This is a genomic window from Streptomyces sp. NPDC057474 (genome assembly GCF_042802555.1).
GTDB lineage: Bacteria > Actinomycetota > Actinomycetes > Streptomycetales > Streptomycetaceae > Streptomyces.
Genome location: NZ_JBHVDX010000052.1, coordinates 15,391 through 28,429 on the forward strand (window position 1 = coordinate 15,391; position 13,039 = coordinate 28,429).

Here is a 13,039-nt window from a genome sequence, read left to right on the forward strand (position 1 = left end):
CACGTACGAGTACGACCAGTACGACGGAGGACTTGCGTGAACCTGCTGCTCGCGGAAGTGGCCCAGGCCACCCAGCGCCTGGCCGACGCCGGCGTGCCCTCGCCGCGCAACGACGCGGAGGAGCTCGCCGCGTTCGTGCACGGCGTCAAGCGGGGCGAGCTGCACACCGTCAAGGACTCCGACTTCGACGCCCGGTACTGGGAGGTCATCGCCCGGCGCGAGCAGCGTGAGCCGCTCCAGCACATCACCGGGCGCGCCTACTTCCGGTACCTCGAACTGCAGGTCGGGCCAGGGGTGTTCGTGCCCCGGCCGGAGACCGAGTCGGTGGTCGGCTGGGCCATAGACGCCGTGCGCGCGATGGACGTCGTCGAGCCGCTCATCGTCGATCTGTGCACCGGATCCGGCGCCATCGCCCTCGCCCTCGCCCAGGAGGTGCCGCGCTCGCGCGTGCACGCCGTGGAGCTGTCCGAGGACGCCCTGACGTGGACCCGCAAGAACATGGCGGGCTCCAGGGTCGACCTGCGCCAGGGCAACGCCCTGGACGCCTTCCGCGACCTCGACGGTCAGGTCGACCTGGTCGTCTCCAACCCGCCGTACATCCCGCTCACGGAGTGGGAGTACGTGGCACCCGAGGCCCGCGACTACGACCCCGAACTCGCCCTGTTCTCGGGGGAGGACGGGCTCGAACTGATCCGCGGCCTGGAACGCACCGCACACCGGCTCCTGCGCCCGGGCGGTGTCGTCGTCATCGAGCACGCCGACACCCAGGGCGGCCAGGTGCCCTGGATCTTCACCGAGGAGCGGGGCTGGGCCGACGCGGCCGACCACCCGGACCTCAACAACCGGCCGCGGTTCGCGACCGCCCGCAAGGCGTTGCCCTGATGAGCACGCGCCCGACGACAACCCCCCAGCAGCAGTACGTGTACGAGGAGGCCCGCTAGATGGCACGGCGATACGACACCAATGACGCGACCGACCGCGCCACCGGTCTGCGCGAGGCCGCGTCCGCCGTCCGCCGGGGCGAGCTCGTGGTGCTGCCGACGGACACCGTGTACGGCATCGGCGCGGACGCGTTCACCTCCGAGGCCGTGGCCGACCTCCTGGAGGCCAAGGGCCGGGGCCGCAACATGCCCACGCCCGTGCTCATCGGCTCGCCGAACACCCTGCACGGCCTCGTCACGGACTTCTCCGAGATGGCCTGGGAACTGGTCGACGCCTTCTGGCCGGGCGCGCTGACCCTCGTCGCCAAGCACCAGCCGTCGCTGCAGTGGGACCTCGGCGACACCCGCGGCACGGTCGCCGTGCGTATGCCGCTGCACCCGGTCGCCATCGAGCTGCTGACCGAGGTCGGCCCCATGGCGGTCTCCTCGGCCAACCTGACCGGGCACCCGGCGCCGGAGAACTGCGACGCCGCCGAGGCGATGCTCGGCGACTCCGTCTCCGTCTACCTGGACGGCGGCCAGACGCCCGGCAACGAGCCGTCCTCGATCGTCGACGTCACGGGCAAGGTGCCGGTCCTGCTGCGCGCGGGCGCCCTGTCGGCGGAGGAGCTGCGCAAGGTCGTACCCGACCTCGAGGTGGCGAATTGACGGCCCCTGACGCGGGGCGTGGCATATGGGACGGGGAAGAGACGCGGACCTTCACGGGGCTGCCGCGGGACAGCTTCCGCATCCTCCACGTCAGCACCGGCAACGTGTGCCGCTCGCCGATCACCGAGCGGCTGACCCGGCATGCCCTGGCGGACCGGCTCGGGGACCCGCTGTGGGGCGGTCTGGTCGTCGAGAGCGCCGGGACCTGGGGGCACGAGGGGGCGCCCATGGAGGCCAACGCGGAGGCCGTCCTCGCGGACTTCGGCGCGGACGCCTCCGGCTTCACGGGGCGTGAGCTGCTGGACGAGCACGTCATCCGCGCCGACCTCGTGCTGACGGCCACCCGCGACCACCGGGCCCAGGTCATCTCCATGGGGCACTCCGCCGGTCTGCGCACCTTCACCCTGAAGGAGTTCACCCGCCTGGTCCGCGCCATCGACCCCACCACCCTCCCTCCCCTGGAGGAGGGCATGGTCGTCCGCGCACGCGCCCTGGTCCGTGCCGCCGCCGCTCTACGCGGGTGGCTCCTGGCCCCCACGGCCGAGGCCGACGAGGTCTACGACCCGTACGGGGCCCCTTTGCCGTTCTTCCAGTCGGTGGGTGACGAGATACACCAGGCGTTGGATCCGGTGGTGACGGCGCTGACGGGGGTGCCTGCGCGCGCTTGACGTCGGGCGGATGGGTGGGTGGGCGGACGGAGTCCGGCGCAGCGTCTCGAAGCCGGGAGGCCCGCCAGGGCCGAGCGCCGCGAGAGGCGCGTCCGGGACTGGGTCCCGTACGGGGCCCCTTTGCCGTTCTTCCAGTCGGTGGGTGACGAGATACACCAGGCGTTGGATCCGGTGGTGACGGCCCTCACCGGGGTGCCCGCTCGGGCGTAACAGCGTCGGCAACGCCGGGCGCCCCGGGACCCGCGGGCCTACATTGGTCCTACGTCACCGTCGACGCCCCGGAGTCCATCATGTCGGTCACCCCTGTCCTAGAGGCCGATGTCCTGCGGCAGCAGGACCCCGAGCTGGCCGACATCCTGCTCGGTGAGCTCGATCGGCAGGCGACGACGCTGCAGCTCGTCGCCGCGGAGAACTTCACCTCGCCGGCCGTGCTGGCCGCCCTGGGGTCGCCGCTCGCGAACAAGTACGCGGAGGGCTATCCGGGAGCCAGGTACCACGGCGGCTGCGAGATGGTGGACGTCGCCGAGCGGCTGGCCGTGGAGCGGGCGAAGGCACTGTTCGGGTCCGACCACGCCAACGTCCAGTCGCATTCCGGGTCTTCGGCCGTGCTGGCCGCGTACGCCGCCCTGCTGCGCCCAGGGGACACCGTGCTGGCGATGGGCCTGCACTTCGGTGGGCACCTCACGCACGGGTCGCCCGCGAACTTCTCTGGCCGCTGGTTCGACTTCGTCGGGTACGGGGTCGAGGCGGAGTCCGGGCTCATCGACCACGAGCAGGTGCGGACCCTGGCCCGTACCCGCCGCCCCAAGGCCATCGTGTGCGGGTCGATCTCGTATCCCCGGCACATCGACTACGCGTTCTTCCGCGACGTCGCCGACGAGGTGGGTGCGTATCTCATCGCCGACGCGGCCCATCCGATCGGGCTGGTCGCCGGGGGAGCGGCGCCCAGTCCGGTGCCGTACGCCGACATCGTGTGCGCCACCACCCACAAGGTGCTGCGAGGGCCGCGCGGCGGGATGCTGCTGTGCGGGAGGGAGCTGGCCGAGCGCGTGGACCGGGCGGTGTTCCCGTTCACGCAGGGCGGCGCACAGATGCACACCATCGCCGCGAAGGCCGTCGCGTTCGGGGAGGCGGCAACCCCGGCGTTCACCGCGTACGCCCATCAGGTGGTCGCGAACGCCCGCGTCCTGGCCCAGGGGCTGGCCGAGGAGGGCCTCGCGGTCGTCACCGGCGGCACCGACACCCACCTCCTCACCGTCGATCCCGCGCCACTCGGCGTCGACGGTCGCACCGCCCGCGGACGGCTCGCGGCGGCCGGGATCGTCCTCGACTGCTGCGCGCTGCCGCATGGCGGAGCCATTAATGTCACGGTCGGCGACGCCCGCGGCCTGCGGCTCGGCACGGCCGCGCTGACCACGCAGGGCATGGGCGAGGCGGAGATGGCGCGGCTCGCCGTGCTGTTCGCGGGGATGCTGCGGGACGGCGGAGACGCCAAGCGGACGCGTGAAGAAGTGCGGGACCTGGCCGGAAGATTTCCGCCGTATCCGCGCTGAGGCGGGGTAGACGCACCACCAGGCACAGCATCACGTGCAACCATCGTCGCTACCCGGAAGTCCCCAACCATATGCGCGCATCGCTAGGGTGTGGGGCTGAGATGGCCGGCGAGACCTGTGGGGAAGCCCGTGCGTGAATACCTCCTGACGCTCTGCATCACGGCCGCGGTGACGTACCTGCTGACAGGGCCGGTGCGGAAATTCGCGATCGTGGCCGGAGCCATGCCGGAGATCCGTGCGCGCGACGTCCACCGAGAGCCGACGCCCCGCCTCGGCGGTATCGCGATGTTCTTCGGACTGTGCGCCGGTCTGCTGGTCGCCGACCACCTGACCAACCTCAGCGAGGTCTTCGCCGAGTCCAACGAGCCGCGCGCGCTGCTCTCGGGGGCCGCGCTGATCTGGCTCATCGGCGTCCTGGACGACAAGTTCGAGATCGACGCCCTGATCAAGCTCGGCGGCCAGATGATCGCCGCGGGCGTGATGGTCATGCAGGGTCTGACGATCCTGTGGCTGCCCATTCCGGGTGTCGGCATCGTCGCCCTTACCCAGTGGCAGGGCACCCTGCTCACGGTCGCCCTGGTCGTCATCACCATCAACGCGGTCAACTTCGTCGACGGCCTCGACGGTCTCGCGGCCGGCATGGTGTGCATCGCCTCCGCCGCGTTCTTCATGTACGCCTACCGCCTCTGGTACAGCTACGGCATCGAGGCCGCGGCCCCCGCCACACTGTTCGCGGCCGTGCTGATGGGCATGTGCCTGGGCTTTCTGCCGCACAACATGCATCCCGCGCGGATCTTCATGGGCGACTCCGGCTCGATGATGATCGGCCTGGTGCTGGCGGCCGGCGCGATCTCCATCACGGGGCAGGTCGACCCGGACGTGATGAACCTGTACGGCTCGGAGCGCAGCACGGTCTACTCGATGGTCCCGGTCTACATCCCGCTGCTGATGCCGCTGACCATCATCGCGATCCCGGCGGCCGACCTGATCCTCGCGATCGTGCGGCGCACCTGGCGCGGTCAGTCGCCGTTCGCCGCGGACAGGGGGCATCTGCACCACCGGCTCCTGGAGGTCGGACACTCGCACAGCCGGGCCGTGATGATCATGTACTTCTGGTCGGCGGTCATCGCCTTCGGTGCCCTCGCGTACACCGTGAACGCGGCGTCCATGTGGATCGTCCTCGCCATCGCCATGCTCAGCGGAGTCGGCCTCTTCCTCCTCCTGCTGCCCCGCTTCACCCCCCGTGCCCCGCGCTGGGCACAGCGCTTCGTCCCGCCCCGCTACCGTCGCCGCGCGGTGCCGGCCGTCGCCGTGGAGCCCGTCGCCGACTGGACGCCGTCCCTCAACGGCGCGACGGCGATCGGCGACCGTGGCCACGAAGCGGAACGCAGCCCGGCGGGCGCGCGCCGCTGAACGAGGCCGTCCGCCAGGGCCCTCGTCACCTTGCTTCAGGAACCGGCCGGAGGCCGTGTGCGGTGCGCCGCACACGGCCTCCGGCCGTCCGTCGTGCGGACGCAGGGACGGGCGTCGCGCTGACGGCAAGGTAAGAATCTGACTAACACTTTGCCGATGCCATGCAAGAGCCTGACCGTGCAAACCCGCCTTATACCAGACAAGTCGGCGCTGATTCTGCACAGACGGGCGGCTTCACTCTCATGTGTGACGCCTGGCACAGCATTCAGGTAAAGACCTCATCAAATAGTTTGTGATACGGTTCACGAGAACCCGGGACAGAGCCCAAGGACCGCAGTGCGACGGTCCATTGGCGCGAGGTTTCCGCTCGCCCCCGGGGTCTACGCTCGTCCATGACGACACCCTGCCCCCTTAGCAAGCGGAGTTGCCGCCATGCCGTCCAATGACGTCCGGACCCTCCTTCAGGCCGCCGTACCCACGGCAGCCGTCGGCGCGATCGCCGCTGTCATCAGCGGTGTGGTCGTCGGAGGCAAGGGGGCTGTCGGCGCCTTGGTCGCGGCGGTGATCACGATCCTCTTCATGGGAATCGGGCTCTACGTTCTGCAGCGCACTGCCAAATCGCTTCCTCATCTGTTCCAGATGATGGGGCTGATGCTTTACGCGGCACAGATTCTGCTGTTGTTCATCTTTCTGTCCGCGTTCAAGAACACCACTCTGTTCCACCCCAGGGCCTTCGCGTTCACGCTCGTCGCCACCACACTCGTGTGGATCGCCGCACAGACGCGCGCGCACATGAAGGCCAAGATCCTCTACGTCGAACCCGATGCGTCGACGGGCGGCAAGCCCGAAAAATCGGGGCACTCGTCGTGAGGAGTAGGGCCGGGATAAGGGCGTGTGCGAACTCCTGCTATCGTCCGGTGCCAACTGCGGCATCGCGGGCGCGGGCATCTGAGCTGACGCCTGCTCAATCGCGAGGCTTGATGCCCCCCAGCCGCCCCCACATCCGTAACACCAGTCCAGTGCCGACCCGCGGCTGCGCGCCGCGCCGACACAACGAGGTTGCCGTACCCATGCGTCACGCCGAAGGAGCCCGTGGTGAGTGCTGACCGGACCCAGCTCGCCTTTGACTGGAGCTGTCGGATCATGTCCGACAACGGCTGTGGCTTCCCGGCTCCGGGCCTGCACTCGTTCCTCTTCAAGCCGATCGCCACGGTCGGCGGGTTCGAGTTCAACAAGGTGATGCTGCTCGCGCTGATCACCACCCTCCTGGTGATCACCTTCTTCACCCTCGCCTTCGGCAAGGCGAAGGTGGTCCCGGGCAAGCTGCAGATGATCGGCGAGGCGGGGTACGACTTCGTACGCCGCGGAATCGTCTACGAGACCATCGGCAAGAAGGACGGGGAGAAGTTCGTCCCCTTCATGGTCTCGCTGTTCTTCTTCATCTGGATCATGAACATCTGGTCCGTGATCCCGCTGGCACAGTTCCCGGTGTCCTCGGTCATCGCCTACCCGATGGTGCTGGCCGCCATCGTCTACGTGGTGTGGGTCTCGCTGACCTTCAAGAAGCACGGTTTCGTCGGCTTCTTCAAGAACGTCACAGGCTACGACAAGTCGCTCGGCCCGGTCCTGCCGCTGGTCATGGTCATCGAGTTCTTCTCGAACCTGCTTGTCCGTCCCTTCACGCACGCGGTGCGACTGTTCGCCAACATGTTCGCCGGTCACCTGATGCTGGTCATGTTCACGGTCGCCTCCTGGTACCTGCTCAACAGCTGGATGGTTCCGGCCGCCGGTGTGTCCTTCGTGATGGCCGTGGCCATGGTCGGCTTCGAGCTCTTCGTCCAGGCCGTCCAGGCATACGTGTTCGTGCTGCTGGCCTGCACCTACGTTCAGGGCGCTCTCGCAGAGCACCACTGAGCCGTAACCACCTCCAGCCCCAGAACGTCCGGTGGCCAACCCCCACCGGTCCTGAAAGAGAAGGAAGAATCAGCATGGCTGCCCTTGAGACCCTCGCCGCTGTCGAAGGCAACATCGGTTCCATCGGCTACGGCCTCGCCGCCATCGGCCCCGGCGTCGGCGTCGGCATCATCTTCGGCAACGGCACCCAGGCGCTGGCCCGCCAGCCCGAAGCGGCCGGCCTGATCCGTGCCAACCAGATCCTCGGTTTCGCGTTCTGTGAGGCGCTCGCCCTCATCGGCATCGTCATGCCGTTCGTCTACTAGACCGACGCATCGACGATCGAAACCTTTCAAGGAAAGGCACTGATGTGATCGCCAACCTGGTACAGCTGGCGGCCGAGGAAGAGCAGAACCCGCTCATCCCGCCGGGCCCCGAGCTGCTCGTGGGCGCCATCGCCTTCGCCATCGTGTTCTTCTTCTTCTGGAAGAAGCTTCTCCCGAACATCAACAAGGTTCTGGAAGAGCGCCGTGACGCGATCGAGGGCGGTATCGAAGAGGCCGAGGCCATGAAGGTCGAAGCCCAGAGCGTGCTCGAGCAGTACAAGGCTCAGCTCGCCGAGGCCCGGCACGAGGCCGCGCGTCTGCGCCAGGAGGCGCAGGAGCAGGGCGCCACGCTCATCGCCGAGATGCGCGCAGAGGGCCAGCGGCAGCGCGAGGAGATCATCGCCGCCGGTCACTCGCAGCTCGTGGTCGACCGCAAGGCCGCCGCTTCGGCGCTGCGTCAGGACGTGGGCAAGCTTGCCACCGACCTGGCCGGCAAGCTCGTCGGTGAGTCCCTGGAGGACCACGCCCGGCAGAGCCGTGTGATCGACCGCTTCCTCGACGACCTCGAGGAGAAGGCCGAGGCCACGCGATGAACGGAGCGAGCCGCGAGGCCCTGGCAGCCGCACGGACGCGTCTCGACGCGCTGACGGACTCCACGTCCGTGGACGCGGCGGGCCTCGCCGACGAGCTGGCCGCCGTCACCGCGCTGCTCGACCGCGAGGTGTCGCTGCGTCGGGTCCTCACCGACCCGGCGCAGTCCGGCGAGGCCAAGGCCGAACTGGCCGGCCGCATCCTCGGCGGTCAGGTCGGCACGACCACCGCCGACCTGGTGTCCGGTCTGGTGCGTTCCCGCTGGTCGCAGCCCCGCGACCTGGTGGACGCGCTGGAGCAGCTGGCCGCCGTCGCCGACCTCACCGCCGCGCAGCGGTCGGGCACGCTCGACGACGTCGAGGACGAGCTGTTCCGGTTCGGCCGGATCGTCGCCTCGAACACCGAGCTGCGGTCCGCCCTGACCGACCGTGCCGCCGGTGCCTCGGCCAAGGGCGAGCTGCTGCGCAGCCTGCTCGGCGGCCGCGCCAAGGCCACCACCGAGCGTCTGGTGACGCGCCTCGTGACCGCGCCGCGTGGACGTAGCCTGGAAGCGGGACTCGAGTCCCTGTCCAAGCTCGCCGCCCAGCGCCGGGACCGCGTGGTCGCCGTCGTCACGTCGGCGGTCCCGCTGAGCGACCCGCAGAAGCGACGCCTCGGCGCCGCCCTCGCGAAGCTCTACGGCCGTGCCATGCACCTCAACCTCGACGTGGACCCCGAGGTTCTCGGCGGAATCCGGGTCCAGGTCGGCGACGAGATCATCAACGGCTCGATCGCGGACCGACTCGAGGACGCCGGCCGCCGCCTGGCGAGCTAGCACAAACTTCATAGCAGTACGTACGTATGTCTGCGGCCCGGTTGGGCCGTGCAGAGGATTCACCTCGTTCAGGGGGGAGTCCCCATCCCCCCAAGTGAAACTTCGGGCCCAACAAGGAGAGCAGGGAACCCAGATGGCGGAGCTCACGATCCGGCCGGAGGAGATCCGGGACGCGCTGGAGAACTTCGTCCAGTCGTACAAGCCGGACGCGGCCTCGCGCGAGGAGGTCGGTACGGTCACCCTTGCCGGCGACGGTATCGCGAAGGTCGAGGGTCTTCCCTCGGCCATGGCCAACGAACTGCTGAAGTTCGAGGACGGCACCCTCGGCCTCGCGCTCAACCTGGAAGAGCGCGAGATCGGCGCCATCGTCCTCGGTGAGTTCAGCGGCATCGAGGAGGGCCAGCCGGTCACCCGTACCGGCGAGGTCCTGTCGGTCGCCGTGGGCGAGGGCTACCTCGGCCGCGTCGTCGACCCGCTCGGCAACCCGATCGACGGCCTCGGCGAGATCGAGACGTCCGGCCGCCGTGCCCTGGAGCTGCAGGCTCCCGGCGTCATGGCCCGTAAGTCGGTGCACGAGCCGATGGAGACCGGCTACAAGGCCGTCGACGCGATGACCCCGGTCGGCCGCGGCCAGCGTCAGCTGATCATCGGTGACCGCCAGACCGGCAAGACCGCCCTGGCGGTCGACACGATCATCAACCAGCGCGACAACTGGCGCTCCGGTGACGTGAACAAGCAGGTCCGCTGCGTCTACGTCGCCATCGGTCAGAAGGGCTCGACCATCGCCTCCGTGCGTGGCGCCCTCGAAGAGGCCGGCGCGCTGGAGTACACGACCATCGTCGCCGCCCCGGCGTCCGACCCGGCCGGCTTCAAGTACCTTGCGCCGTACACCGGTTCGGCCATCGGTCAGCAGTGGATGTACGAGGGCAAGCACGTCCTCATCATCTTCGACGACCTCTCGAAGCAGGCCGACGCCTACCGCGCCGTGTCCCTGCTGCTGCGACGCCCGCCGGGCCGCGAGGCCTACCCGGGTGACGTCTTCTACCTGCACTCCCGTCTGCTGGAGCGCTGCGCGAAGCTGTCCGACGAACTGGGCGCGGGCTCGATGACCGGTCTGCCGATCGTCGAGACGAAGGCCAACGACGTCTCGGCGTTCATCCCGACCAACGTCATCTCCATCACCGACGGCCAGTGCTTCCTGGAGTCGGACCTCTTCAACGCCGGTCAGCGCCCCGCGCTGAACGTCGGTATCTCCGTCTCCCGAGTCGGTGGTTCCGCGCAGCACAAGGCGATGAAGCAGGTCTCCGGCCGCCTCCGCCTCGACCTCGCCCAGTACCGTGAGCTGGAGGCGTTCGCCGCCTTCGGTTCCGACCTGGACGCCGCGTCGAAGTCGCAGCTGGAGCGCGGTCAGCGGCTGGTCGAGCTGCTCAAGCAGCCGCAGTACCAGCCGATGCCGACCGAGGACCAGGTCGTCTCCGTGTGGGCCGGTACCACCGGCAAGATGGACGACGTACCGGTCTCCGACGTCCGCCGCTTCGAGAAGGAGCTGCTGGAGTACCTGCACCGCAAGGAGCAGGGCCTCATGACCTCCATCAAGGAGGGCGGCAAGATGTCGGACGACACCCTCACCGCTGTTGCCGACGCGATCGCCGAGTTCAAGAAGCAGTTCGAGACCTCGGACGGCAAGCTTCTCGGCGAGGACGCCCCGGCCGCGGCCAAGTGACGTAAGGAAGGGACCTGACTCATGGGAGCCCAGCTCCGGGTCTACAAGCGTCGCATCCGATCCGTCACCGCGACCAAGAAGATCACCAAGGCGATGGAGATGATCGCCGCCTCGCGCGTCGTCAAGGCGCAGCGCAAGGTGGCGGCCTCCACGCCGTACGCGACCGAGCTCACCCGCGCGGTCACGGCGGTCGGTACCGGTTCGAACACCAAGCACCCGCTGACCACGGAGGCGGAGACGGCGACCCGTTCCGCGGTGCTGCTCCTCACGAGCGACCGCGGACTGGCCGGCGCCTTCAACTCCAACGCCATCAAGGTCGCCGAGCAGCTGACGGCGCGCCTTGAGGCGGAGGGCAAGGAGGTCGACACGTACATCGTCGGCCGCCGCGGTCTGGCCCACTACAACTTCCGCGACCGCAAGGTCGTGGAGTCGTGGTCGGGCTTCACCGACGAGCCCAGCTACGCGGACGCGAAGAAGGTCGCGGGTCCGCTGATCGAGGCCATCGAGAAGGAGACGGCGGACGGCGGCGTGGACGAACTCCACATCGTCTTCACCGAGTTCGTCTCGATGATGACGCAGACGGCGCTCGACGACCGTCTGCTGCCGCTCAGCCTCGACGAGGTGGCCAAGGAGTCGGCGCCGAAGGGCGAGATCCTTCCGCTGTACGACTTCGAGCCGTCGGCGGAGGACGTCCTCGACGCCCTGCTGCCGCGCTACGTCGAGAGCCGTATCTACAACGCGCTGCTCCAGTCGGCTGCCTCCAAGCACGCCGCCACGCGCCGCGCGATGAAGTCGGCGACCGACAACGCGGGAGACTTGATCAACACGCTCTCCCGCCTTGCCAACGCGGCCCGCCAGGCCGAAATCACCCAGGAAATCAGCGAGATCGTCGGTGGCTCCGCAGCCCTGGCCGACGCGACCGCGGGGAGTGACAGGTAATGACGACGACAGTTGAGACGGCCGTTGCCACGGGCCGCGTCGCCCGGGTCATCGGCCCGGTCGTCGACGTGGAATTCCCCGTCGACGCCATGCCGGAGATCTACAACGCCCTTCACGTCGAGATCTCCGACCCGGCCGAGGCCGGCAAGAAGAAGACGCTGACCCTGGAGGTCGCCCAGCACCTGGGTGACGGCCTGGTCCGCACGATCTCGATGCAGCCCACCGACGGTCTGGTCCGCCAGGCCGCCGTCACCGACACCGGCACGGGCATCTCCGTCCCGGTCGGCGACTTCACCAAGGGCAAGGTGTTCAACACCCTCGGTGAGGTGCTGAACGTCGACGAGCAGTACGAGGGCGAGCGCTGGACCATCCACCGCAAGGCCCCCAACTTCGACGAGCTCGAGTCGAAGACCGAGATGTTCGAGACCGGCGTCAAGGTCATCGACCTTCTCACCCCGTACGTCAAGGGTGGAAAGATCGGCCTGTTCGGCGGTGCCGGCGTCGGCAAGACGGTGCTCATCCAGGAGATGATCTACCGCGTCGCCAACAACCACGACGGTGTCTCCGTGTTCGCCGGTGTCGGTGAGCGCACCCGTGAGGGCAACGACCTCATCGAGGAGATGGCGGAGTCGGGCGTCATCGACAAGACCGCCCTGGTCTTCGGCCAGATGGACGAGCCCCCGGGCACCCGTCTGCGCGTGGCCCTGGCCGGTCTGACCATGGCGGAGTACTTCCGCGATGTGCAGAAGCAGGACGTGCTGTTCTTCATCGACAACATCTTCCGCTTCACCCAGGCCGGTTCCGAGGTCTCGACCCTGCTCGGCCGTATGCCCTCCGCGGTGGGTTACCAGCCGAACCTGGCCGACGAGATGGGTCTCCTCCAGGAGCGCATCACCTCGACCCGTGGTCACTCGATCACCTCGATGCAGGCGATCTACGTCCCCGCGGACGACCTGACCGACCCGGCCCCGGCCACCACCTTCGCCCACCTCGACGCGACGACGGTTCTCTCCCGTCCGATCTCCGAGAAGGGCATCTACCCGGCCGTGGACCCGCTGGACTCCACGTCCCGCATCCTGGACCCGCGCTACATCGCGGCGGACCACTACAACACCGCCATGCGCGTCAAGACGGTGCTGCAGAAGTACAAGGACCTCCAGGACATCATCGCGATCCTCGGTATCGACGAGCTGGGCGAGGAGGACAAGCTCACCGTCCACCGTGCCCGTCGCGTGGAGCGCTTCCTGTCCCAGAACACCCACGTCGCCAAGCAGTTCACCGGCGTCGACGGGTCGGACGTCCCGCTGGAGGAGTCGATCACCGCGTTCAACGCGATCATCGACGGCGAGTACGACCACTTCCCCGAGCAGGCGTTCTTCCTGTGCGGTGGTATCGAGGACCTGAAGAAGAACGCGAAGGAGCTCGGCGTCTCCTGACGCCCGGCGACTCGTGAACAGTGGGGGGCGAGGCCACACCTCATGGGGTGCGTCCCGCCCCTCTCTGCACTCCCTCTAGAATTGAACCCAACAC

13 protein-coding genes and 1 pseudogene are annotated in these 13,039 nt (G+C 68.5%); all 14 read left to right on the forward strand.

Translation table 11 applies throughout. The annotated features are described in order from the left end of the window. Positions 1-36: 36 nt before the first annotated feature. The 14 genes and pseudogenes from prmC to atpD all read left to right on the forward strand — a co-directional run bounded on the left by prmC (position 37) and on the right by atpD (position 12,945). Positions 37-882: a peptide chain release factor N(5)-glutamine methyltransferase gene (gene prmC / locus ACFU53_RS17370; RefSeq protein WP_059083616.1), complete on the forward strand. Its 846-nt coding sequence runs from the start codon at positions 37-39 to the stop codon at positions 880-882. Between the two features lie 59 nt (positions 883-941). Beyond that, positions 942-1,589, forward strand: a complete 648-nt coding sequence (locus ACFU53_RS17375; RefSeq protein ID WP_383992393.1) for an L-threonylcarbamoyladenylate synthase — start codon at positions 942-944, stop codon at positions 1,587-1,589. After that, a complete protein-coding gene (locus ACFU53_RS17380) occupies positions 1,586-2,257 on the forward strand; it encodes a protein-tyrosine-phosphatase (protein WP_371576886.1) in 672 nt (223 codons plus the stop codon). Before ACFU53_RS17375 ends, ACFU53_RS17380 begins: the two co-directional genes overlap by 4 nt. A gap of 105 nt (positions 2,258-2,362) precedes the next feature. Continuing rightward, positions 2,363-2,467, forward strand: a pseudogene (locus ACFU53_RS17385) (protein-tyrosine-phosphatase); the annotation flags it as partial. Positions 2,468-2,547: 80 nt separating this feature from the next. Next, a complete protein-coding gene (gene glyA / locus ACFU53_RS17390; RefSeq protein WP_383992398.1) occupies positions 2,548-3,810 on the forward strand; it encodes a serine hydroxymethyltransferase in 1,263 nt (420 codons plus the stop codon). A gap of 129 nt (positions 3,811-3,939) precedes the next feature. After that, positions 3,940-5,223, forward strand: coding sequence for an MraY family glycosyltransferase (locus ACFU53_RS17395; protein ID WP_383992401.1), 1,284 nt, complete (start codon positions 3,940-3,942; stop codon positions 5,221-5,223). Between the two features lie 432 nt (positions 5,224-5,655). Continuing rightward, entirely contained in the window at positions 5,656-6,093 is a 438-nt protein-coding gene (locus ACFU53_RS17400) for a hypothetical protein (RefSeq protein WP_383992404.1), read from the forward strand. Positions 6,094-6,366: 273 nt separating this feature from the next. Then, a complete protein-coding gene (gene atpB, locus ACFU53_RS17405; RefSeq protein ID WP_383992474.1) occupies positions 6,367-7,137 on the forward strand; it encodes a F0F1 ATP synthase subunit A in 771 nt (256 codons plus the stop codon). Between the two features lie 74 nt (positions 7,138-7,211). Then, complete coding sequence (gene atpE, locus ACFU53_RS17410) at positions 7,212-7,442, forward strand: ATP synthase F0 subunit C (RefSeq protein WP_105970730.1); 231 nt, start codon at positions 7,212-7,214, stop codon at positions 7,440-7,442. A 44-nt stretch (positions 7,443-7,486) separates the two neighbouring features. Further along, entirely contained in the window at positions 7,487-8,035 is a 549-nt protein-coding gene (locus tag ACFU53_RS17415; RefSeq protein ID WP_383992408.1) for a F0F1 ATP synthase subunit B, read from the forward strand. Beyond that, positions 8,032-8,847, forward strand: coding sequence for a F0F1 ATP synthase subunit delta (locus ACFU53_RS17420; RefSeq protein ID WP_383992411.1), 816 nt, complete (start codon positions 8,032-8,034; stop codon positions 8,845-8,847). Before ACFU53_RS17415 ends, ACFU53_RS17420 begins: the two co-directional genes overlap by 4 nt. 133 nt (positions 8,848-8,980) lie before the next feature. Continuing rightward, complete coding sequence (gene atpA, locus ACFU53_RS17425; RefSeq protein WP_383992414.1) at positions 8,981-10,570, forward strand: F0F1 ATP synthase subunit alpha; 1,590 nt, start codon at positions 8,981-8,983, stop codon at positions 10,568-10,570. A 21-nt stretch (positions 10,571-10,591) separates the two neighbouring features. Then, positions 10,592-11,509, forward strand: a complete 918-nt coding sequence (locus ACFU53_RS17430; RefSeq protein WP_383992417.1) for a F0F1 ATP synthase subunit gamma — start codon at positions 10,592-10,594, stop codon at positions 11,507-11,509. Beyond that, complete coding sequence (gene atpD / locus ACFU53_RS17435) at positions 11,509-12,945, forward strand: F0F1 ATP synthase subunit beta (protein WP_383992420.1); 1,437 nt, start codon at positions 11,509-11,511, stop codon at positions 12,943-12,945. Before ACFU53_RS17430 ends, atpD begins: the two co-directional genes overlap by 1 nt. Positions 12,946-13,039: the final 94 nt, after the last annotated feature.

Excerpts from the sequence above, each read along its gene's own strand:
- ACFU53_RS17375 (WP_383992393.1), top strand. The coding sequence starts at position 942 with ATGGCACGGCGATACGACACCAATGACGCGACCGACCGCGCCACCGGT.
- glyA (WP_383992398.1), top strand. The coding sequence starts at position 2,548 with ATGTCGGTCACCCCTGTCCTAGAGGCCGATGTCCTGCGGCAGCAGGAC.
- ACFU53_RS17400 (WP_383992404.1), top strand. The coding sequence starts at position 5,656 with ATGCCGTCCAATGACGTCCGGACCCTCCTTCAGGCCGCCGTACCCACG.
- atpB (WP_383992474.1), top strand. The coding sequence starts at position 6,367 with ATGTCCGACAACGGCTGTGGCTTCCCGGCTCCGGGCCTGCACTCGTTC.
- atpE (WP_105970730.1), top strand. The coding sequence starts at position 7,212 with ATGGCTGCCCTTGAGACCCTCGCCGCTGTCGAAGGCAACATCGGTTCC.
- ACFU53_RS17420 (WP_383992411.1), top strand. The coding sequence starts at position 8,032 with ATGAACGGAGCGAGCCGCGAGGCCCTGGCAGCCGCACGGACGCGTCTC.
- atpA (WP_383992414.1), top strand. The coding sequence starts at position 8,981 with ATGGCGGAGCTCACGATCCGGCCGGAGGAGATCCGGGACGCGCTGGAG.
- ACFU53_RS17430 (WP_383992417.1), top strand. The coding sequence starts at position 10,592 with ATGGGAGCCCAGCTCCGGGTCTACAAGCGTCGCATCCGATCCGTCACC.
- atpD (WP_383992420.1), top strand. The coding sequence starts at position 11,509 with ATGACGACGACAGTTGAGACGGCCGTTGCCACGGGCCGCGTCGCCCGG.